Raw genomic sequence first — 19,737 nt, 5'->3', positions numbered from 1 at the left:
AAAGTAAACTTCTGCTTTGCCGCCAGATCATCTGCTCATAGAAACCGCGAGGCAGGAAAAACTACCAGACCCATTGCCTTGCATTCATGGGTTTCCGATCAGTCCTGAGACAAACTCAAAACGAAGAGGGTGGAATTATATATAGGGTTAAAAATCACCTTCAATCTCGATTTAGGGCCAAACAGAAGAGAAGATACTGATTTCAAACAAAACATCCAATAAAACTTCGTTTGGACTTAATGGACCACTAACCAAAACCCTCGAAACGACTTCACTTCCAGCGAGGTCAGACAACAGAACCCAAGCAAAAAAAGGAAGGCCTTCCACAACCTCCCCCATGACGACGCATCCCCAAGGACCACCTCCTTGGGTTATGAACAGTTTTATGTATCCGGATGAACTCTTTTGTAGGGACAAGCACCAAATCCCTATGAGGTCAGCAGACCAAAAAAAAGGAAGGTTTTGAGAAACCTTCCTCCTCGCCGTGCTGTCCCGTGTGAGGAACGAAGCCAGTTTTATGTATCCAAGTGAACTCTTTTGTAGGGACAGACACCGATTCCCTATGCGGTCAAAACCAAAAGAAAGATCTCTGAGACGTGAGTCACAGAGATTATGTAGTGCTGTTTTGCGGAACCCCCTATTCAGTTCCCGCCGTTACGGAAGCGGACTGCCTGCGCATTGGTCTGACCGACAGCAATGACCTCTTCAACGCAACCGTTACACACCTTGTTCTCTTGCTTCACAGCACAGAAGCAAAGAGCGCTTGCTGCCTAGGAAATAGCAGAGAGACCAGTAGCTGCCATCTGAATGACGCCATTGGCAATCCTCGCCTTTTTCTTGCCACCGCAGTCTTTCTTCGAGCTGCTGGTTTCCCTGCTTGCGTTCTCGCCGGACAGGGGAAAGAGTGAACTGCAAGGACCCAATGGACTGAGAATGCTCCCTAAAGGCACATTTCAGATGAGATAACCGCCCATCATTCAGAGCATCACAAGAATGGTGTTGAAAAAGCGCTTATTCGGACTCATCTAAAACGGAGAGGGTGGGATTCGAACCCACGAGGGTGTTACCCCTACACGATTTCGAGTCGTGCGCATTCAACCGGGCTCTGCCACCTCTCCAAACGCTTCACGAGCGTCATCCCATCTTAAGGCTCCACCGCTTGATTGCCTGAGTCGATGGGATTGACCATTCACGCGCAAATACCAACGACGATCTTGGCCTCCCATTGGGCGAAGCATCAAACCAGGGCTTTGCAGGCGTTGACCTGGCAGCAAAGGAGGCTCGCCCTGATGCTCAGCCCGAACGGTGTGCGCTAGTTCAGTCCAACAACGGCTGTGATCGCTCGCCACTGGATCCATCACCACGACCCAGTCCAAGCGTGGGTGTCCATAACCATGCCCAAGTTGCTGAGCCAACTGGCAACTGAGCAAATCTCCGTGACTGCTGATCAGCGCGGCGCGCCCCTGATGACGGGCCAGTAGCCACTGTCTCCCCCACTGCCGCACCATGACAAGCTCATCGCTGAGCTGAACGCTGGCTTGCACCAGCGTGGCCAAGAGTAAAAGAGGGAAAGCCCTGCAGCGCCAATGATGCAGGGACGGCAAGGCCCAAGGGAGAAGCGCCAGCACGACGACCAGCACCACCCAAGGCTGCGGATGTCCCGTGAGCAACTGGGCATGGGGCCAGGAACTGATCCAATGCACCAAAGCGATCAACAACGACGCCAACTGCTGCACCGGCGAAACCAACACTGGCATCACCAGTGCAGCGATCGCCGTTGGCAGCATTAAGGTCAGCAGCGCCAGGATCATCGCCGAAAGGGTGAGCGGTGCCAGCAAAGGTGCAGCGATCAGGTTGCTAACCAGCGCATACAAAGGCACAGATCCGAAATGCAGGATTTGCAGGGGAAGGGTCCAGAGCAGCGCCGCCACTGGCACCGACAGGGCAGGGGCCAAAACTCGCATCCAACGCTGAGGACAGAGCTGCAGGAGCCACTGCTCTAATGGCTGCGAACTGAGCACCAAGCCAGCTGTCGCAGCGGCACTGAGCTGAAAACCAATGGAACGTGCCCAGGAGGGGTGTACCAACAGCATCAACACCAATGTGGTGAGCAACACACCCAAGGGTTGAGCTCGAGAGCCCCGTTCTCGAATCAAGAGGGCGGTAGCTCCCATCAACACAGCGCGAACAACCGATGGCTGCCCGCCCGCCAGGGCAAGGAAAACAGCCATGGCACCAGCTCCAGCCGCCAATCGCAAGAGCATGTCAACCCTGCGCGTCAGGGCAAGCGTGGCTCCTAACAGCACTGAAAGGTGAAATCCAGATGCTGCTAATGCATGGGATAAACCCGCGACTCGAAAGGCCTCTCGCAGCTCTGAGCTGAGCTCTACTTGCCCACCCCCAAGCACCAATGCGGCCAGTAGTCCACCTGAGTGCTCCTCTGCTAAGTCTTGAAATCGAGCAGCGATCAGACGACGCCCATCAGCCAGAGGAGTGTGTTCTTGCTGGATCAGCTCCACCTGCTTGGTGCGGAATTGGCTCCAACACCCTTGATCCGCCAAGCGTTCAGCTGGATTAGGAAGTAGGGGATGGGTTGCAACTGCAGGAGTCACGAGCTGACCCTGAGCCCTGACCAATGAGCCTTTGCGCAACATCTGAAGGCAGGGGTCTACAACCAGTTCGGTGCGACCATCGCGACTCTGGCCACCAAGATGGTTCACCTGCAGCAGGGCTTGGCAGCGCCCCCTACGCAGAGGTGCATCAGCGAGGGCACGGCCCTCAATCACCAGCGGCTTCTGGTCGGAGCCGCTTGACACAAGCTGACGAGGATCCAGTGGTGAGGGCATGGCCTCTTGCCCCGTAGACGAGCGCAGCAACAAGCCACACAGCACGAGAACAAGAAGAAACAGCCTCCAGCCTGGAAGTGGAAACCGGCGGCAGATCAACAGAACAGCCGCAGCAAGCCCAACCAACACCACACACCAGTGCTGAATCCCCTGGGGAAAGGCGGCACCAAGCTGAGTGGCAAGCATCAAGAGAACCAGCCAAAGAGCAACGTTCATCAACGCTGAGCCATCAAGCTGGTTGAAGCATTCCCCTCAAACAACAAAGGAGAAAAGCGATACCCCCAGGCCCATAGCCCATACTTTGAAGAGGCTTGCTTACATCAAGTCAGAGCGGTTTTAAAAACAATCACTGACAGACGTATCTGGACTCAATCAATCCAACAGGTAGGCGCCAAAAACAGGCTCAAATTTCGAATTAATACTGCTTGATTCATTCATAGCAAGGTCAATGATCTGCCACCGCGGCAGCTGTTGGCTGCAGCAAAGGAAACCCCAGAGCCTCCCGTTCTGCCAACCAAGCCTCAGCTACTTTTCGCGCCAGATTACGAATCCGTCCAATTGTGGCGGTACGTTCCGTCACCGAAATCACGCCACGAGCTTCCAACAGATTGAACGTGTGGCTGCACTTCAAGACAAAGTCGAGAGCAGGCGCTGGCAAGTGTTGTTCAATCAGATCAGCGGCTTCTGCCTCATAAATCGCAAAGAGCTGTTTAAGGCGATCAGGATTGGATGATTCAAAATTAAATTGACATTGCCCCTTCTCGAAAGGAAGCCAAATATCCCCATAGCTACGTTCCGAGTTCCAGCTCAAATCCCAGATGCTCTCCACATCCTGTAGGTACATCGCTAAGCGCTCTAAGCCGTAGGTGATCTCAATCGAGACGGGCTTGCAGTCAATGCCTCCACATTGCTGGAAGTAGGTGAACTGGGTGACCTCCATGCCGTCCAACCACACCTCCCAACCCACACCCCAGGCACCAAGCGTTGGGGACTCCCAGTTGTCCTCCACAAAACGAATGTCATGATCGGCAGCACAAATTCCTAGGGCCGCAAGGGATGCCAGATACGTTTCCTGAACGCCATCGGGCGAGGGCTTGATCAGCACTTGGTACTGAAAGTAATGCTGCGCCCGATTGGGGTTATCTCCATAACGACCATCGGTGGGACGCCGGCAAGGTTCTGGATAAGCAACCGCCCAGGGCTCAGGCCCAATCGCCCGAAGCACCGTATGCGGGCTCATGGTTCCAGCACCCTTTTCAGTGTCATAGGGCTGCAACAACACGCAGCCCTGCTCTCCCCAAAAGCGATTCAGCGTGCTGATGATGTCCTGGAAGTGCATACCGAGCAGGGGCCTAGAAAGAACGGTTGGACTTGCTCACTGAGTTCCGCGCTATCGCAAGCCTTGGAGCGCAGATCGGACGATTGCGATTCGGGCCAGCAACGCAGAGAACCTGTGGAGCTAAAAGGCTAGTCGAGCTAAGGCTTCTGGCCTGAACAAAGAAGCAATGGATCAGCGCACCACCCGAAGAACAAGCCAATCCAGGGAAGCGCCCTCTTGCCAAAGACTGATTTAGTAGCGACTTGCTCACCATTTCGTCATACCTCCGCCAACTCAAAAGCCAAAGTGACTAAGCGAAAGCAAGACGCGCTGAGAGGGGTTGAGAGCCCTCTCATTTTTATGGCTCACGAGCAGACCCCCTCACAGGTTCTGTTGCTCTCCACCCCTGATGACGCAAAGCATTCAACAATTGCTCTGCCTGTTCACGGCGTAATTGTTGCCGTTTTTTCAACAGAGCCGGCTCACCGTTGGGCATGCCCCTGCCCAGCAACGACTCCATCTTTACTAGCCAAACCTCGCAGTCTTCGCTCGCCCAGGAACACCCCGAGCGCCAAACAGCAGCTGCTACGGCTTGCAAAGCCCTTCAAGGCCTGAAACCGCTAGCAGAGAAGGAGTGAATCAACTCTCTTTCTTTCCCAGGAAGAGCAAACAATCAACTCACCAAGATCGAAAGAAAGGCCAGAGCGCAAAACAATCAGCAACGCACAATGATTCCAAAAACCAACCCGAATCAGCTTATTGCAATACTTTCAGTCCAGCCAATACCCAAGCCCTGAGTCATTAGCAATCCGTTAATAGCGGAACTGCCGAAAAACTTTAACAGGTATCTCCTCACCTTCTTCTGAAAGACTTACGATTTCGCCACGTGCAACATCCAATTCAATACATTCAAAAGACCGCAGCTCTTGATCATCAGCGCATTCTCGACGCTGATATTCAATTGTTCTCACTTTCCGATCCTGAATGGTCTTTTTCTGAGGGATCTTCACATCGTCGCCAACAGCGGCTTCAGGCGGGCCAAACGAACACAACTCCTTAGCAAGACTATTCTCAGCCCTTTGAAGGCAACGATTATATTCAGCCTCTATTTTTTTCCTCATAGATTGTTCAATCTGAGATTTTAATTTCTTTTTTTCGATCGCCGTCACGGGTACAGTACGCCTCACCGTTGTCAGTGTTTCGACAACATAAACGCCGCCGAGTGAGATCCATTCATTCGCCGCAGTTTCAGCCTGCTCCCGAGACTGATAAATGGAATCGTCAATCTCACTGGAGACAGGAACTGTGCGCTTAGCATTGGAGTAAAAGAGACCGGCATAAACCAACATGCCAACCAAGCCGCTGCCGACAACGGCCACGAACAAAGCCAGCGTAGAGGGCCCTTTCAATCAATAACAAGCAAGCAATAAAAATCTAGCAGGCATCAGCCAGGCCATAAGAATCAACGATCTAAACCAAAAACAAAGATCGCAATTCAATCCATTCAGATCAGACCAAAGCCAAAGATTGCGACTCCGATCCAATGTTGTTCAAACAAAGTCGTCCAAGTAAGCGAAACAGCCCACAGGCCTGGACCTAACCCTTTGCAAAGCAGCGAGCAAGGTGTTCGACAGCGTATTGATGACGTGATCGAGAACGGGACATGCTTGGGCTAATGATCCCCAACCAAAAACATCCGTCTCCCTGAACGACCAGCACAGGCTTACTCGCCCGTTTTCCCTGCGATTTCAGCAACGACAGGCTGAGCTTGTCCGCGACCTCCGCACCTCGCGGCTTTGATCGCAGCCTGGCCAGCACAGGAGTGACCTGTGCCACGGGAAGGAAGGTGGCCTCCTGAGACTCCGTGACCAGGATCATCCCGTCTAGCCATGCCACCTCCACTAAAAGATCTTCAATCGAAGCCAGCAACGAGGGGATAGGGAAGGCCAAACGGACAGCTCCGTTTCTTAATGTTTTCTTCCTAATCCCAAATCAAGGTCTGGCGCGGAAATTGGAACAGGCCTCAAACTTCCTTAACGAATTAAGAGCAGCACACCCATCTGTCCACCAACCAAACGTCGATGCTTTGCCGCTGTAAACCCAGCAGCAAGCGCCTGACTCTCCTGCTCCGCGCCGGTTAGGAACTGCTTCAGACTGGTTTCCAAATAGGCGTACTGGTCGGCAAGCCCCATGCCAGCGGCCACAGGAACCACAACCCGGCGCAGATAGGTCCGCTGAAAAGCTGCCGCTGCACTTCCTTCTGGCAACCGGTTGAAATCCAAAACCGCCGCGCGCCCGCCGGGCTTCAACACCCTTGCCATCTCCTGAAAACCCAAGAACGGGTCCGCCAGGTTGCGTAAGCCATAGGCCATCACAACCCCATCGAAGTCTTGATCCGGCAACCCGGTGTCAAGGGCATCCGCTTGCATCCATTGCACCCGCAGCCAAGGCTCGCGGCCTGCTCGTTCCGCAGCCACGGTCAAGGGTGCCGCTGCGGCATCAAGTCCCAAAACCGAACCGTCAGGTCTCAACTTTCTTGCCAAGGCAAGGGCGAGATCACCTGTCCCACAACACAAATCCAGCCAACGCTCATGAGGATGCGGACTCAACCACGACAGAAGTTGACGTTTCCATTGCCTGTGCAGCCCCAAACTCAGCAGGTCATTCAGGCGGTCATAACGGGGAGCGACTGCGTTAAACAACGCCTCCACCGCAGCAGGGTCAAGAGGGTTCACAAGCAGCTCAAAGAAGCAATCCGTTCAAAGTCATCACCATCACCGTGGCCAAACCAACGGCAGCCGAACAGACCAAGCAGCCTGCGAGCATCAATGAAAATTCCTGCTGGTCGATAGCCGACTGCATCAATTGCAGTGCCCACGCCAGCAAAGCAATCACCACCACGACCAAGACAATCCCCACAGGCAAAGCCTGCTGACGCGTCATAAATGGCAGACCACCGATCAAAAACCACCTTCTCGAGGGCTTTAATTTAAGACCTGAACTCAGGCTCTAAGGGTCTGATCAACAAACCGCGTCCTTGCAAATCCAGCTTGATTTGCTCAACGCTGAGAACGCCGTCATGGAGCAGTGAAGCCAGCAAAGCGGCGGATGCCTGGCCGCCCTCTGGCCCGGAATCGAGGGCTGCAGCGATGTGATCCATGCATCCGGCCCCACCAGAGGCAATCACTGGAACCGGCACTGCCTGCGCCACAGCTCTCGTGAGAGCCAGGTCGTATCCCGCTTGGGTTCCATCGCCATCCATCGACGTGAGCAAAATCTCTCCGGCACCAAGGGCCGCAACCCGACGCGCCCAGTCCACCGCATCCAATCCGGTGTTTTCGCGGCCGCCTTTGACATAGACATCCCAACCACCACTCGGCCGACGACGCGCATCAATCGCCACAACAATGCACTGACATCCAAACCGCTCAGCCCCTTCTGACACCAGCTCAGGGCGACGCACAGCCGACGAATTCAGGCTCACCTTGTCGGCACCTGCTCGCAGAAGTTCAGTGATGCCCTCCACTGACGCGATTCCGCCTCCCACCGTGAACGGAATCGTGACACTCGCAGCCGTGCGACGCACGAGGTCAACCAACGTGGCGCGTTCCTCATGGCTGGCCGCAATATCGAGAAACACCAATTCATCGGCTCCGGCCTCGCTGTAACGACAGGCCAATTCCACCGGATCGCCTGCATCACGCAGGCCCACAAAATTGACACCTTTCACCACCCGGCCCTTGGCCACGTCGAGGCAGGGAATCAAACGAAGAGCGACCATGTGAGTTGAAAAGAGGCTGTTAGGGTTGCGGCCACATCTCAAGCCTCGCAGGCCATGTCACAGCAGACTGCCGTCACGATAGACATCGGCTCAAAGGTCCGGGTCACCCGAGTCCGCGATCGCATTCCCGGTGAGCTGGTGGACTTACTCAAAAAAGACTCCACTGGCACCGTGGTTGATTTCCGCACTGTCGACGGGAAGGGAATCGGCGTGGTCGTTCAGCTCAGTGATGGCTCAACCAGCTGGTTCTTCGAAGACGAAATCGCGCCCGGCTGAGGATTGACCCAGTGAGTGACGCCCGTCAGCTGCTCGGTATGAAAGGTGCCAAGGGCACCTCCAACATTTGGAAGCTGCGCCTGCAGCTGATGAAGCCAGTCACCTGGATTCCCTTGATTTGGGGAGTGGTCTGTGGTGCCGCGGCCAGCGGCAATTACGAATGGCGTCTTGACCACGTGGGAGCTGCGCTGGCCTGCATGGTGATGAGTGGCCCGCTTCTCGCCGGCTACACCCAAACCATTAACGACTACTACGACCGTGAGATCGATGCGATCAATGAGCCGTACCGGCCGATCCCTTCGGGTGAGATCAGTCTCGGCCAAGTCAAAATTCAGATCTGGGCCCTGCTGATCGCTGGTTTAGCGGTGTCTTGGGGTTTGGATGTCTGGGCTGGGCACAACACTCCCGTGTTGTTTCTTCTCGCCCTTGGCGGCTCGTTCGTGAGTTTCATCTATTCAGCTCCTCCCCTCAAGCTGAAACAGAACGGCTGGTTGGGCAATTACGCCCTCGGGGCCAGTTACATAGCCCTGCCCTGGTGGGCGGGTCAGGCCCTCTTCGGCCAACTCACCTGGGCGACGGCGCTGCTCACGCTTGCCTACAGCCTCGCTGGCTTGGGGATTGCTGTCGTGAACGACTTCAAAAGTGTGGAAGGTGATCGCGCTCTCGGCCTTCAGTCACTCCCTGTTGCATTTGGAATTGGGCCCGCAAGCTGGATCAGCGCTGGGATGATCGACCTCTTCCAACTCCTGATGGTTGCGGTTCTGATCGCAATCGGGCAGCATTTTGCAGCGGTTCTGCTGGTGTTGTTGATCGTGCCTCAGATCACTTTTCAAGACATCTGGCTGCTTCGCGATCCAGTGGAATTTGACGTGAAATATCAAGCCAGTGCCCAACCCTTTCTCGTGCTGGGAATGCTGGTGACAGCTTTGGCGATTGGCCACAGTCCCCTGACGCAGGGAATGTGAATCGCACCCGTCGTCACTGGATCCTGGTCGCAGGCGTCGCCGTTGCGATTGGTAGTGGTGCTGCGCTCGGCCAAGCCGCCATCACGCGAGCGTTTGATTCAACCTTGCCTGATGCAAGAGAAATCAATCTTTTCAATCGGCCTGGAACGATCACACTCCTTTCGACCAACGGCAAGGTGATCCAAAAACTCGGGCCAGCGACCCGGGAGAAAATCAAACCAGGGCAAATGCCCCAGCTCGTGATGCAATCCTTCATCGCAGCTGAAGACCGCCGCTTCTTTGACCACAACGGCGTTGATATCTGGGGAATCGGACGGGCTGTCTTCACAAATTTGAAGCAGGGCTCTGTTCGAGAAGGTGCGAGCACGATCACCCAACAACTGGCCCGTACGGTGTTCTTGAGCCAGGACCGGACGTTCACGCGCAAACTCAAAGAAGCGGCGCTGGCCTACAAGCTCGAGCGGCAATTAAGCAAGGAGCAGATCCTCGAGCAATACCTGAATTTTGTGTATCTCGGATCCAGCGCCTATGGCGTTTCCGATGCGGCTTGGGTGTATTTCTCCAAGCAACCGGAGGAGCTAAGCCTCCCCGAAGCAGCTCTGATCGCTGGGATGCCACCAGCTCCATCGCTCTATTCCCCGCTGGTCAACCCCGAGATTGCCCTGCAAAGGCGCAGCATCGTGCTCAGTCGGATGGAGCAGGAAGGATTCATCACCTCGGACGAAGCGGAAGAAGCTCGCAACAGCCCACTGGCACTCAAACCAGCCATACCGAAGTACTACAACAGCACGGCTCCCTATTTCACAACTTGGGTGGCCCAACAGCTGCCCACCATGCTCACCCCAGAACAACTGGAGGTGGGAGGTCTCAAGGTTCGTACCAGTCTGAATCTCGACTGGCAACGCAAAGCCCAGAAGGTGGTGCGTGAAATCGCACCGAATGGCACCGAGGGCGTCATCGTTTCGATTGCGCCTGGCACCGGATTGGTGCGCGTGATGGTGGGAGGGAAAAACTTTTACTCCAGCCAGTTCAACCGCTCCACACAAGCACTCAGATCGCCAGGGTCCACCTTCAAACTGTTTCCCTATAGCGCAGCGATTAATGCGGGCATTAAACCGGAAGATAAATTCTTAGATAAACCGCGCTGCTGGAACGGTTACTGCCCTAAAAACTTTGGCAAAAAATATTTTGGCTACATTTCTCTCGCTGATGCCTTAAAAAATTCTCTCAACACGGTTGCAGTGCAATTGCAAGACAAGGTGGGCTTTGACCCCATCATTGCGATGGCCAACAATCTCGGGATTGGCAACCAACGTCCTCTCGGCCGGTATTACCCAATGGCCATCGGCGCCTATGAACAAACCGTTCTGGATATGACGGCCGCCTATTCCGCTGTAACCAACCGCGGGGTGTACGTGAAACCAACCGCCTTTGAAGAGATCCGTGGTCCTGGTGGCGTCGTGCTTTGGAACCGCAGGGTGGATGGCGACCGCGGGAAGCGTGCCATGGATAGTGATGTTGCCGACACCATGAATTGGATGCTGCAGCGGGTGGTGAGCGGCGGCACTGGAATTGCAGCCAAGCTCGATGATCGCCCAGTGGCTGGAAAAACTGGAACATCAGAGGGGGCAAGAGACATCTGGTTCATCGGCTCTATTCCCCAACTCACCACTGCCGTTTGGTTTGGTCACGACAACAATGCCGAGACCAAAAGCAACAGTGGTGAATCAGCGTGGGCCTGGAAGCAATTCATGAATCAAATCAAGTCTGAATTCCCGGCACAGAAGTTTCCGCCCAAGCCCAAAACTGTACGACCGGTTCTTACACGGCCTGGGAAAAAGAAAGCGAGCAACCCCAATCAACCGAACCCTGCTGATGGCCCCCTTCCGGATCGTGATCTGTTTGGTGAAACGGATGATCCAGCGAATAACAACTCGGCCCCACCCACACCGCGCTACGTGAGCCCATCTGGTGGCCCCCCGGTGGATGAATTCTTTAGGCCTTTGCCGGTGCAGTGATCACTGCGGTGTAAAACCCATCACCCCCCTCGGGATCTGGCCAGCGCTGCTGCTCGGACTCCAACTGAAAATCAGGATGATCCTGAAGGAACTTGTTGACTTGCGCCAGATTCTCGGCGGGATGAATCGTGCACGTTGCATACACCAATCGCCCACCAGGAGCGAGCAGCGGCAACATCGCCGCCAGCAATTGCGCTTGCAGCGGCAACAGCTCCTCCACCGTGGCAGGCGTGACGCGCCAACGGGCATCGGGATGACGGGACAAGGTCCCCAGTCCCGAGCATGGAGCATCCAGGAGGATGCGTTGAAAGAAACCACGCCATTCGGGCTTTAGCTCAAGGAGGTTGGTTGCATCCGCTGCCAGCGCATGGATCGAACCACATCCCAAGCGTGCCGCGTTGGCAGCCACTCGCTTTAAGCGACCCGCCGAGCGATCCACAGCCCAGATCTGACCCTCATCCCTGACCAGCTCCGCCAGATGGGTTGCCTTCCCACCAGGAGCGGCGCAAGCATCAAGAATCCGATCTCCAGGCTGAGGCGCTAACAGCGGAGCAACACCCTGGGCCGATCGATCCTGCACGCTCCAATGCCCCTCTTCAAAACCAGGCCAACGTCGCAAATCCCCCGCAGGCGACAGCACCTGCAACCCATCTGGACAAGCATCGATCGGTTGCGTCGGCACCCCCGCCTCGGCTAATTCAGCCGCCACCTCGTCAGGTGTGCTGCACAAGCGATTCACCCGCAGATCCAAGGGGGGAACTTGATTACAGGCAACAGCCACCCGCTCGGCCTGGTCAGGAGCAGACCAGCTCAACAAGCTTTCAGCAAACCAAACAGGCAGGGAATGGCACAACGCCAGACGTTCGGCAGATTGGTCAGACAGGGGCAGGGTCTCGCCGGCCTCCTTGGCGCGAAGGGCCGAACGAAGCACACCATTCACCACTGGCGACAGCTTGGAGAGCCGTTGTCGCTTAGCAAGCTCCACCGTGGTGTCCACGGCTGCAGCAGCAGGGATGCGCTGCATGCGTAGCACTTGGTAAAGGCCGAGATGCAAGAGCCAACGCAACCGGGGCGGTTGTTGATGAGCTGGAACTTTGCCGAAACGATCCAACCAACCATCGAGCCATTGACGCCAGCGAATGCATCCATAGGCAAGCTCGGTGGCCAGGCCGCGATCCACAGGAGACAGGGGATTTTGACGAAGGGCTCGCTCTAGGGCCACATCGGCATAGGCACCCGCAGCAACGGCCTCCAGCACCTCCAAAGCCAAACGACGCGCCGGTAAACCAATTTTCTCGCCGTTGGCTTTGGGCTCACTCACGGGCAATGGCAAATTGGTTGATCTCCAGAGTTAGCGCCTCGAGGTCCGGCATCCAGAGAAATCGCCGCAAGGGGAGCCTGCCTTCTCCATCCACAGGAATTCCCTCTGCGATCAAAAGCTGCCGCTGCATCCAATCTGAGCCCTCGCGACTGAGACTCATCGAAATCCGTCCTTTAGCATTAACAACGCGCTGCCAAGGCACTTCAGAAGGCAAGCTCAGCCGGCGCAGGGCCCATCCCACCTGACGCGCACAGCCCCAGGCCCCGATCAGGTCAGCCACCTGGCCATAGGTGGCCAAACGGCCATGCGGAATCAAACTGACGGCATGACAAACCCGCTCATCGAAGCTTCTCTCAGTACTGATCTGCATCAAATGTTTGAATCCTCAGCAACCCACCACTAGGTCGCTCGTTGCGAGCCGGTTTGATCACTCGGCCGACGCACCTCAACGATCAGGTTTTCTTTAGAGGCCTTATGACAACCCAAGACAATGGTGATTTACGAATCGATCTGTCCTTAAGTCCAGCAGATCTCAGGCTACTGCTGGATGCCGTGAGCTATCGACTCGAGCGTTGGCCAGGCGGCGAGCCCGATCAGCAAGAGGGTTTACACACCATGCAAACCCTTTTGCAAGCCGCAATTTTGGAGGCCAATTTTGGCTCAACAGGGAATCGCTGAAGGCATCAGCCCCCATCCACTTGGCAACCCAGCAGGGCCCCAGCGGCACCACCAACGGGAACACCAATCCAGCGGCCGTTGCCCCGTGACAACGCAGCACCAAGGCCAGCACCCAACAACCCCCCGATCACGCTGCCTTCAACGCAACTATTGGTGTCTTGATTGTTCACGTAGACATCGCGACGATTTGCACCGACCCAAGGATCGCGAGCCGAACCGCCATAACGCTGATTTACATAAACAGATTGATCGTCATAGACATTGATTGGCCTAGCCAATGAAGGTGCAGCCGACAGCAGCATCAAAGCAACAGCGAACCCGGCGCGTTTCATGGTGAGAGAAGCAACAAGTCCATCGTTCTGCAAACCAACGGACAATCAATGACTGAACCCGCCAAGCAATGCGTCTGGATGTGACCGAGAGCGGCATCCCATACCCTCAGGGATAGAGAACGATGCGCCATGCCCATCCTTCCCCGTCGTTTCGAGCGGTTGCGTGTGGTTTTGAACCAGCGCATGGCCAACCTCACCGTTCTGGTCGAGCATGTGGACAAACCCCACAACCTGTCAGCCATCCTGCGCAGCTGCGATGCCGTTGGCGTCCTTGAAGCCCATGCCGTGAGCCTCAGTGGTCGCTCACGCACGTACAACAGCACGGCCCAAGGCAGTCAACGCTGGGTGCCATTGCACGGCCACTCCAGTATCGAGGCAGCCGTTAAAACCCTGAAAGACAGGGGTTTTCACTTGTATGGCACCAATCTGAGCGTGGATGCAGTCGATTACCGCGACTGTGACTTCACAGGACCCAGCGCCTTTGTTTTAGGAGCAGAAAAATGGGGACTCAGCGAAAACGCCACCCAGCTGATGGACACCGACGTGTTCATCCCGATGCGCGGGATGGTGCAGTCGCTGAACGTATCGGTGGCGACCGCCACCCTTTTGTTTGAGGCCCTGCGTCAGCGAGAAGCGGCTGGACTTGCCCCTTCCGATGGAGAGGGAATCCCGGCAGAAAACTACGACAATGTGTTGTTCGAGTGGGCCTATCCGGATGTGGCGCTGTGGTGCCGAGAACAAAAACGACCCTATCCAACCCTCAACGATGTTGGCGAGATTCAAGAAGATCTACCCCGCACTGAAAGGCTGAAGTATTAACAAAGAATCCAAGCACTACAAAAGCAGCGGAAAAGAAAAGAAAATAACCAAGAAAACCACAAAAACCCCTTACAAAAAGCGCGAAAAAGGAGAAATCAGCGATAAGCTATCGCTTCAACACAGAATTTAAAACAATAGGCGCGTCAAGACTACAAAAATATGTTCAGAGCCAGAACAACACAACCAGATATTACTCAAGAGACCATTAGAAAACAGATCAATGGGTTGCAAAAAAGATTGTCGAAAAGCCGAAGAATCTCAGAGACTCAACCCACGAAATCGTTTGGCTTAGCAATTCCCGGAGAAGGAGATCCCTTGAGGTATGCAAGCATCGTGTCAGCATCAGAAACCTCAAACGGATCATCAACGCAGGAGTCAGAGAAACCAGGTTCAATGATACGGCCATGATTAATTTCTTATTGATTTGACAATGAATTTAAATGGAAAGCAAAGTTTCTTTTTCCTGGTTTCTCCTTCATTCGGATGACTGGGAATTGGCTGGAAAATAATTAAAAACTCGAGGTGGCTCGCAAGGATGACTTGAAAAACCTTGATTGCTTTCTCTGTAATATTTGTTTCTAGGAATTCAAGCTGATTGGTTAGTCTTTTTTCGATGCATTTTGCGTCTTTTTGTGTGAGGCCGAAATGAAACTTTTCCATCAACTGCTGGTGGCCCCAGCTGCCCTGGGCCTGTTGGCACCTGTGGCTGCAAACGCCACCGACTTCAACGCTACTGAGCTCAATATCAATGGTGTGTCTGATTACGCCGCTACCTCTGCATTGAGCAGCCGCGAGCAAGTCACCAGCATCACTCAGTTTTCCGACGTTTACCCAACCGACTGGGCTTATCAGGCTCTGAGCAACCTGATCGAGCGCTACGGCTGTGTGGCCGGTTACCCCAACGGCACCTACCGCGGCAACAGGGCGATGACCCGCTTTGAAGCGGCTGCTCTGTTGAACGCCTGTCTCGACCGCGTCACCGAAGTGACCGACGAGCTCAAGCGCCTGATGAAGGAGTTCGAAAAGGAACTCGCCATCCTCAAGGGCCGTGTTGACGGACTTGAAGCCCGCGTTGGCGAACTGGAAGCCACTCAGTTCTCCACCACCACCAAGCTTGATGTTCAAGCAAGTTTTGTTGTTGGCGCCAATAATTTTGGCGGTGACCTGAACTATTCTGCTAAGCAAATCAATGAGATTGACCAACGATTCCCAGATGATGGCGAAGGTAATCGTGGTTCAAACTTGCTTTTGGCCTCGGGAGACGCAGGACAAGTTGATTTGACGAAATCGGATTACGTGAACTATGCCAAGAAAAATTTTGGCGCAACCGTATTTAATTATGATATTCAGATGATCCTGAATACCAGTTTTACTGGAAAAGATTTATTAACAACAACTCTCAGAGCTGGTAATTTTGGAAGCTCTTCCTTTAATGGTGGGCCAACAACTCTTTCAACATTAGAAGTTGCTTCAGAGTCGGATGCAGGTCCAAACGATGTATTCATCGATAAAATCTTTTACAACACTCCTATTGGTGAGGATTTCACATTTTTCATAGGAGCTAATGTTGGTCAAGATGACATGTTGCCTCTATGGCCTTCTGCTTATCCTCAAGGTGATGCATCAACAGTTCTTGATGTTCTCACTCTTAATGGTGCACCTGCTGCCTACAACAAAAATCAAGGGCCTGGGGTAGCACTTAATTGGGAGAAGAATGGATGGACGATTGGCTTGCAATATGTAGCTAATTTAGACAATGGACCGAACAGTAATCCACAAGAAGGTGGCATTGCAACGGATAATTCAGCTGCAACAGGTACTGTTCAAATTGGCTATCAGTCTGATCAGTGGGCAATCGCTGCTATTTACAGTTATATTCAAGACGCTTCTATTGTTCCGTATTCTACCTCCTTTACCCAATTAAGCTATCTTCAAGACATTGATCAATCAGTCAACGCTTTTGGGCTTTCAGGATATTGGCAGCCAATAAGTTCAGGTTTTATTCCTGCTATTAGTGTTGGATGGGGTATTAATACAACTAGCTTTGATGGCGATAGCACTCCTGATGGATACGTTTCCACCTCCCAATCATGGCAAGTGTCACTGCAATGGCAGGATGCATTCATGAAGGGAAATACAGCGGGGCTTGCCGTTGGTCAAGCTACTTTCGCAACAGATCTCACTGGGAGTGATTCTCCTGATGATGGCAATTATGCCTGGGAGGGTTGGTATAGCTTCCAAGTAACTGATAATATTACTGTTACTCCTGCATTATTTTACCTTAGTCGCCCCTTAGGTCAGCTAACTCCTAGCAATGAGAGTTTTTCTCAACTAGGCGGACTTTTAAGAACCACGTTCACGTTCTGATCATTGTCTAACGCCAAAAAAGCTATTGCCTATCGATTAAAATCAGGTAATAGCTTTTTACCAACGAGCCTGACAACTTTCAATCCCGAATAATCAGCCTCAGCCAATAATTTATCGTTAAAACTAATTCCAAACACATAAAAACAAATACCTTTAAAAGTCAAACAATGACGCTAACAACAACAACCATCTGCCTAGCGCTTAATCAGAAGGGCATCAACATATCCTTTCCAGCCTTGGAGCGAGCTGCCACAGGGTGGTTGCGACGCGCAGCAGGCAAACGAAGCGCAAAGACCAGCACCATGAGCTCCAGAAACAGGCTGCGACCGATAAACAGCACCACCAAACCAAGTGTGATGGCCAAGATCTGCTCCAGCAGACCAATCACGTCGTCGGGATTGCTGCGCCCTGACACCCACAAGTAGGTCATCAGGCCTAGCAAGATGAATGTGGCCCAGAGCGTCATTCCTGAAACAGCGAATGCTTTTAGTTTGCCGCGTCGCGCCCCGTACTGCTCACCCAAGCCTCGAGTCCTTCACCAAGGAACGACAATCCCAGCACCAACACAAACATCGCCAGACCTGGATAAAGAGCCGTCCACCAGATGCCAGTGGGCACAGCAGCAAGTGCCAGATTGAGATCGCTGCCCCATTCCGGCACCGTTTCTGGCAAGCCAAGGCCCAGAAAACCCAAGCCTCCGAGCACCAACACCGCATCAGCAGCATTCAAGGTGAGCAGCACGGGCACCGAGGTGATCACATTGCGGAACAGATAGCGCCGCAGAATCCAAATCGGACCAGCACCGAGGGTTTTTGCGGCCTCCACGAACAGCTCCGATTTCACCTGAGCTGTTTGATTGCGCACCACTCGGAAATACTGCGGGATGTACACCACACACAGTGCTGCTGCTGCATTCGGAATCCCTCGGCCCAGCAGAAACGCCAACACCACAGACAACAACAACACCGGCAAGGTGTAAAGCGTGTCCATGAGCAGAACCAGCACCCGGTCGACCCCTCCCCCCAAATAACCACTCAACATTCCAACCGGCACACCCACGACCAAGGCAAGAACGACCGCTAGCAGCACCACTTGAAGAGCAACGCCACTCCCCTGCAATGTGCGTACACACACATCGCGGCCGAGCCGGTCGGTGCCACACCAATGCTGCGGAGATGGCGGTGCATAGATCGCACTATCTAAACCGGCATTGGGATCCGGAAGAAAGCCAACGCTGATCAAGGCAGGCGTGAGCAGGGCAACGGCGATGTAGATCCCCACAATCACCAGACCCCATCGGGCCATGCGCGCCGAGAGGGTGGGGCGTGAGATGCCTAAGGGCGAGACCGCAAAGCTCAAGGCACTAGAACGAGCGAAGGGTTCCATTCTCCCTGGTCCTGCTGCACAATCGAGGACAGGAATTTTTCTAGGGAAGGGAACCGATCTCGTGGCATCGAAGTCCAACTGGAGATCGCAACTTCTAGGAAGCCTTGAAGGCCAACTCCAGCTGGCCACCTACACCGCAGTTCTGATCGGATTCACCGGAGCTACCACCACAGGGCTTTGGCTTAGTAATCGCAATCAGATCCGAAATGGAGAAGTGGAATTAAAGGCCAATGCGGAGCACCTGATCAGCGCTCTGATGGACTATGACCATCTAGGGCAAGGCCACTCAGCTAAAGATTGGAGCCCATCCACTCACGCAGAAGTGCGTCAGGAGCTACGCGATCACTCCGGCGTGCGTACCACCCACCCTATGGATCGAATTGGCGGATGGACGCCTCGTGCCGCCGAAATCAGGTCACATCCCCATCCCCACAACCATGATGCGAGCCACCATGAAGGCTCACAAAAAAGATCACACAACCCAACTGATCAATGTGGGAGGCCAGAATTACCTCACGCTTCTGGGTCGTGCCTATCCAACCGGAGAAAGGGTTTGGAGTAGTGCAATAGCAAGCGACACCGGCCGCATCCAAAATGAATTTCTGGGCTGGATGATCGTGATTGGGGTGGGATCGATGTTGCTCTCACTAATCACCATTAACGCGATGGTGCGACGAATCGTGAGGCCTCTCCTACAACTCAGTGAACAAAGTGCAGCCCTCACCGCCGACACCCTGAATCAAGATTCGATTCCGGAGATGACAGCCGCACCAAAGGAAGTGCGCCAGTTGGCCAAGACCTATTCCGAATTGATCGAACGCCTGGCCCTGTCATGGAATGACCAACGTCGCTTTGTGAGTGCCGTAAGCCATGAATTACGAACACCCCTCACCATTGTTCAGGGATATCTGCATCGCACGATTAAGCGCAGTAAGTCATTAAGCGACGACGAACGTCGTGGCCTGAAAACTGCAGAAGAGGAAAGCATTCGCATGCGCATGCTCCTCGATGATCTCCTCGACCTGGCGCGCGGTGACTCCGGACAACTCCAGCTCAACCAAGAGATGGTGGACCTTGAGGAATTGGTGGGCAAAGCTGCTGATTTAAGCCAAAGCCATCTCACGGATCACAGGCTTGAAGTGGTGAACAACATTCCTAATCATGAAACCAGTGATGCACTCGCTGATCCTGACCGTCTGCAACAAGTGCTCTTTGATTTAATCGACAACGCTGCCAAATACTCTGCGAAAGACTCTCTAATTACCTTGGTGCTGAACCCAAATAAGCATGGCATTGCCATTGATGTGAAAGACGAGGGAATTGGGATTCCAGAGAGCGATCTCCCGCATATTTTCAACCGCTTTTATCGTGGTAAGAACAGCTCTGAAAGCAGCGGAACAGGACTCGGGCTGTCTGTGGTTGCCCTAATGATCTCTGCCATGGGAGGACAGATACACGTTCAAAGCAAAGAAGGAGAAGGGAGTTGCTTCTCAATCATCCTTCCTAAACTAACTTCAAGTACAATTTCACGATGATCTATTACCTAATTTTTAGCTCTTTACTCATTCCCGTGAATTTATGGGCCGCTACGACGCCTCATATTCATAGTGATCTAAGCATGCAAATCCTA

23 protein-coding genes, 1 tRNA gene and 1 pseudogene are annotated in these 19,737 nt (G+C 53.7%); 10 read left to right on the top strand and 15 right to left on the bottom strand.

Annotated elements, in window-relative coordinates; genetic code table 11:
* Window positions 1–596 precede the first annotated feature (596 nt).
* Entirely contained in the window at window positions 597–908 is a 312-nt protein-coding gene (locus SIC18_RS06305; protein WP_413430427.1) for a hypothetical protein, read from the top strand.
* Window positions 909–1,031: 123 nt separating this feature from the next.
* Here the strand turns inward: SIC18_RS06305 and SIC18_RS06300 are convergent.
* The 4 genes from SIC18_RS06300 to SIC18_RS06285 all read right to left on the bottom strand — a co-directional run bounded on the left by SIC18_RS06300 (window position 1,032) and on the right by SIC18_RS06285 (window position 4,660).
* A tRNA-Ser gene (locus SIC18_RS06300) sits at window positions 1,032–1,118 on the bottom strand.
* Complete coding sequence (locus tag SIC18_RS06295; RefSeq protein WP_413430426.1) at window positions 1,095–3,062, bottom strand: ComEC/Rec2 family competence protein; 1,968 nt, start codon at window positions 3,060–3,062, stop codon at window positions 1,095–1,097. The genes SIC18_RS06300 and SIC18_RS06295 overlap by 24 nt, the downstream gene beginning before the upstream one ends.
* A gap of 229 nt (window positions 3,063–3,291) precedes the next feature.
* Complete coding sequence (gene glyQ / locus SIC18_RS06290) at window positions 3,292–4,185, bottom strand: glycine--tRNA ligase subunit alpha (RefSeq protein ID WP_048345962.1); 894 nt, start codon at window positions 4,183–4,185, stop codon at window positions 3,292–3,294.
* A gap of 337 nt (window positions 4,186–4,522) precedes the next feature.
* A complete protein-coding gene (locus SIC18_RS06285; RefSeq protein ID WP_413430425.1) occupies window positions 4,523–4,660 on the bottom strand; it encodes a DUF1651 domain-containing protein in 138 nt (45 codons plus the stop codon).
* On the opposite strand from SIC18_RS06285, the gene SIC18_RS06280 reads away from it, so the two are divergent.
* Complete coding sequence (locus SIC18_RS06280) at window positions 4,659–4,802, top strand: hypothetical protein (RefSeq protein WP_245407234.1); 144 nt, start codon at window positions 4,659–4,661, stop codon at window positions 4,800–4,802. The genes SIC18_RS06285 and SIC18_RS06280 overlap by 2 nt on opposite strands.
* A 174-nt stretch (window positions 4,803–4,976) precedes the next feature.
* Here SIC18_RS06280 and SIC18_RS06275 read toward each other — a convergent pair whose 3' ends face one another.
* From SIC18_RS06275 to hisF, 5 genes are all read right to left on the bottom strand, one after another.
* Window positions 4,977–5,543 carry a hypothetical protein gene (locus tag SIC18_RS06275; protein ID WP_413430424.1) on the bottom strand — a complete coding sequence of 189 codons (567 nt, stop codon included), beginning with the start codon at window positions 5,541–5,543 and terminating at the stop codon, window positions 4,977–4,979.
* A gap of 217 nt (window positions 5,544–5,760) precedes the next feature.
* On the bottom strand, window positions 5,761–6,114 hold the full coding sequence (locus SIC18_RS06270; protein ID WP_048345960.1) for a hypothetical protein: 354 nt from the start codon (window positions 6,112–6,114) through the stop codon (window positions 5,761–5,763).
* Window positions 6,115–6,197: 83 nt separating this feature from the next.
* Window positions 6,198–6,899 carry a bifunctional demethylmenaquinone methyltransferase/2-methoxy-6-polyprenyl-1,4-benzoquinol methylase UbiE gene (gene ubiE, locus SIC18_RS06265; RefSeq protein ID WP_413430423.1) on the bottom strand — a complete coding sequence of 234 codons (702 nt, stop codon included), beginning with the start codon at window positions 6,897–6,899 and terminating at the stop codon, window positions 6,198–6,200.
* Window positions 6,900–6,906: 7 nt separating this feature from the next.
* A complete protein-coding gene (locus SIC18_RS06260; RefSeq protein WP_048345958.1) occupies window positions 6,907–7,107 on the bottom strand; it encodes a hypothetical protein in 201 nt (66 codons plus the stop codon).
* Window positions 7,108–7,153: 46 nt separating this feature from the next.
* Window positions 7,154–7,945 carry an imidazole glycerol phosphate synthase subunit HisF gene (hisF, locus tag SIC18_RS06255; protein ID WP_048345957.1) on the bottom strand — a complete coding sequence of 264 codons (792 nt, stop codon included), beginning with the start codon at window positions 7,943–7,945 and terminating at the stop codon, window positions 7,154–7,156.
* A gap of 54 nt (window positions 7,946–7,999) precedes the next feature.
* Between hisF and SIC18_RS06250 the strand changes: the two genes are divergently transcribed.
* From SIC18_RS06250 to SIC18_RS06240, 3 genes are read left to right on the top strand one after another with little or no spacing between them, the layout of a single operon-like run.
* Entirely contained in the window at window positions 8,000–8,221 is a 222-nt protein-coding gene (locus tag SIC18_RS06250; RefSeq protein ID WP_048345956.1) for a DUF2862 domain-containing protein, read from the top strand.
* Window positions 8,222–8,232: 11 nt separating this feature from the next.
* A complete protein-coding gene (gene chlG, locus SIC18_RS06245) occupies window positions 8,233–9,186 on the top strand; it encodes a chlorophyll synthase ChlG (RefSeq protein ID WP_048345955.1) in 954 nt (317 codons plus the stop codon).
* The gene (locus tag SIC18_RS06240; RefSeq protein ID WP_413430422.1) at window positions 9,183–11,204 is read left to right on the top strand and encodes a transglycosylase domain-containing protein; all 2,022 of its coding nucleotides are present in this window, start codon (window positions 9,183–9,185) and stop codon (window positions 11,202–11,204) included. The genes chlG and SIC18_RS06240 overlap by 4 nt, the downstream gene beginning before the upstream one ends.
* Here SIC18_RS06240 and SIC18_RS06235 read toward each other — a convergent pair.
* Window positions 11,182–12,531, bottom strand: coding sequence for a 16S rRNA (cytosine(967)-C(5))-methyltransferase (locus SIC18_RS06235; RefSeq protein WP_413430519.1), 1,350 nt, complete (start codon window positions 12,529–12,531; stop codon window positions 11,182–11,184). The genes SIC18_RS06240 and SIC18_RS06235 overlap by 23 nt on opposite strands.
* The gene (locus SIC18_RS06230) at window positions 12,518–12,895 is read right to left on the bottom strand and encodes an MGMT family protein (RefSeq protein ID WP_048345952.1); all 378 of its coding nucleotides are present in this window, start codon (window positions 12,893–12,895) and stop codon (window positions 12,518–12,520) included. Before SIC18_RS06230 ends, SIC18_RS06235 begins: the two co-directional genes overlap by 14 nt.
* Before the next feature lie 104 nt (window positions 12,896–12,999).
* Between SIC18_RS06230 and SIC18_RS06225 the strand changes: the two genes are divergently transcribed.
* Window positions 13,000–13,203, top strand: a complete 204-nt coding sequence (locus SIC18_RS06225; protein WP_048345951.1) for a hypothetical protein — start codon at window positions 13,000–13,002, stop codon at window positions 13,201–13,203.
* Between the two features lie 5 nt (window positions 13,204–13,208).
* Here the strand turns inward: SIC18_RS06225 and SIC18_RS06220 are convergent, their stop codons facing one another.
* Window positions 13,209–13,535 (bottom strand): glycine zipper 2TM domain-containing protein, encoded by a 327-nt coding sequence (locus tag SIC18_RS06220; protein WP_048348017.1) that lies wholly within the window; start codon window positions 13,533–13,535, stop codon window positions 13,209–13,211.
* Between the two features lie 129 nt (window positions 13,536–13,664).
* Between SIC18_RS06220 and trmH the strand changes: the two genes are divergently transcribed.
* Window positions 13,665–14,354: a tRNA (guanosine(18)-2'-O)-methyltransferase TrmH gene (gene trmH / locus SIC18_RS06215; RefSeq protein ID WP_048345950.1), complete on the top strand. Its 690-nt coding sequence runs from the start codon at window positions 13,665–13,667 to the stop codon at window positions 14,352–14,354.
* A 266-nt stretch (window positions 14,355–14,620) separates the two neighbouring features.
* Here trmH and SIC18_RS06210 read toward each other — a convergent pair.
* Window positions 14,621–14,767, bottom strand: a pseudogene (locus tag SIC18_RS06210) (peroxiredoxin); the annotation flags it as partial.
* A gap of 232 nt (window positions 14,768–14,999) precedes the next feature.
* Here SIC18_RS06210 and SIC18_RS06205 point away from each other — a divergent pair.
* Window positions 15,000–16,721 (top strand): iron uptake porin, encoded by a 1,722-nt coding sequence (locus tag SIC18_RS06205; RefSeq protein ID WP_413430421.1) that lies wholly within the window; start codon window positions 15,000–15,002, stop codon window positions 16,719–16,721.
* Window positions 16,722–16,926: 205 nt separating this feature from the next.
* Here SIC18_RS06205 and SIC18_RS06200 read toward each other — a convergent pair whose 3' ends face one another.
* Complete coding sequence (locus SIC18_RS06200; protein ID WP_048345949.1) at window positions 16,927–17,187, bottom strand: hypothetical protein; 261 nt, start codon at window positions 17,185–17,187, stop codon at window positions 16,927–16,929.
* Between the two features lie 20 nt (window positions 17,188–17,207).
* On the bottom strand, window positions 17,208–18,026 hold the full coding sequence (locus SIC18_RS06195) for an ABC transporter permease (protein WP_245407232.1): 819 nt from the start codon (window positions 18,024–18,026) through the stop codon (window positions 17,208–17,210).
* Here SIC18_RS06195 and SIC18_RS06190 point away from each other — a divergent pair.
* Both SIC18_RS06190 and SIC18_RS06185 read left to right on the top strand, forming a co-directional pair.
* Complete coding sequence (locus SIC18_RS06190) at window positions 18,025–18,669, top strand: hypothetical protein (protein ID WP_413430420.1); 645 nt, start codon at window positions 18,025–18,027, stop codon at window positions 18,667–18,669. The two genes, SIC18_RS06195 and SIC18_RS06190, sit on opposite strands and share 2 nt — an antisense overlap.
* Window positions 18,560–19,642, top strand: a complete 1,083-nt coding sequence (locus SIC18_RS06185; protein ID WP_413430419.1) for a sensor histidine kinase — start codon at window positions 18,560–18,562, stop codon at window positions 19,640–19,642. The genes SIC18_RS06190 and SIC18_RS06185 overlap by 110 nt, the downstream gene beginning before the upstream one ends.
* Window positions 19,643–19,737 lie beyond the last annotated feature (95 nt).

The organism is Synechococcus sp. Cu2B8-bc1011, from assembly GCF_047302735.1.
GTDB lineage: Bacteria > Cyanobacteriota > Cyanobacteriia > PCC-6307 > Cyanobiaceae > Synechococcus_C.
This window is presented reverse-complemented; position numbering and strand designations above follow the sequence as displayed.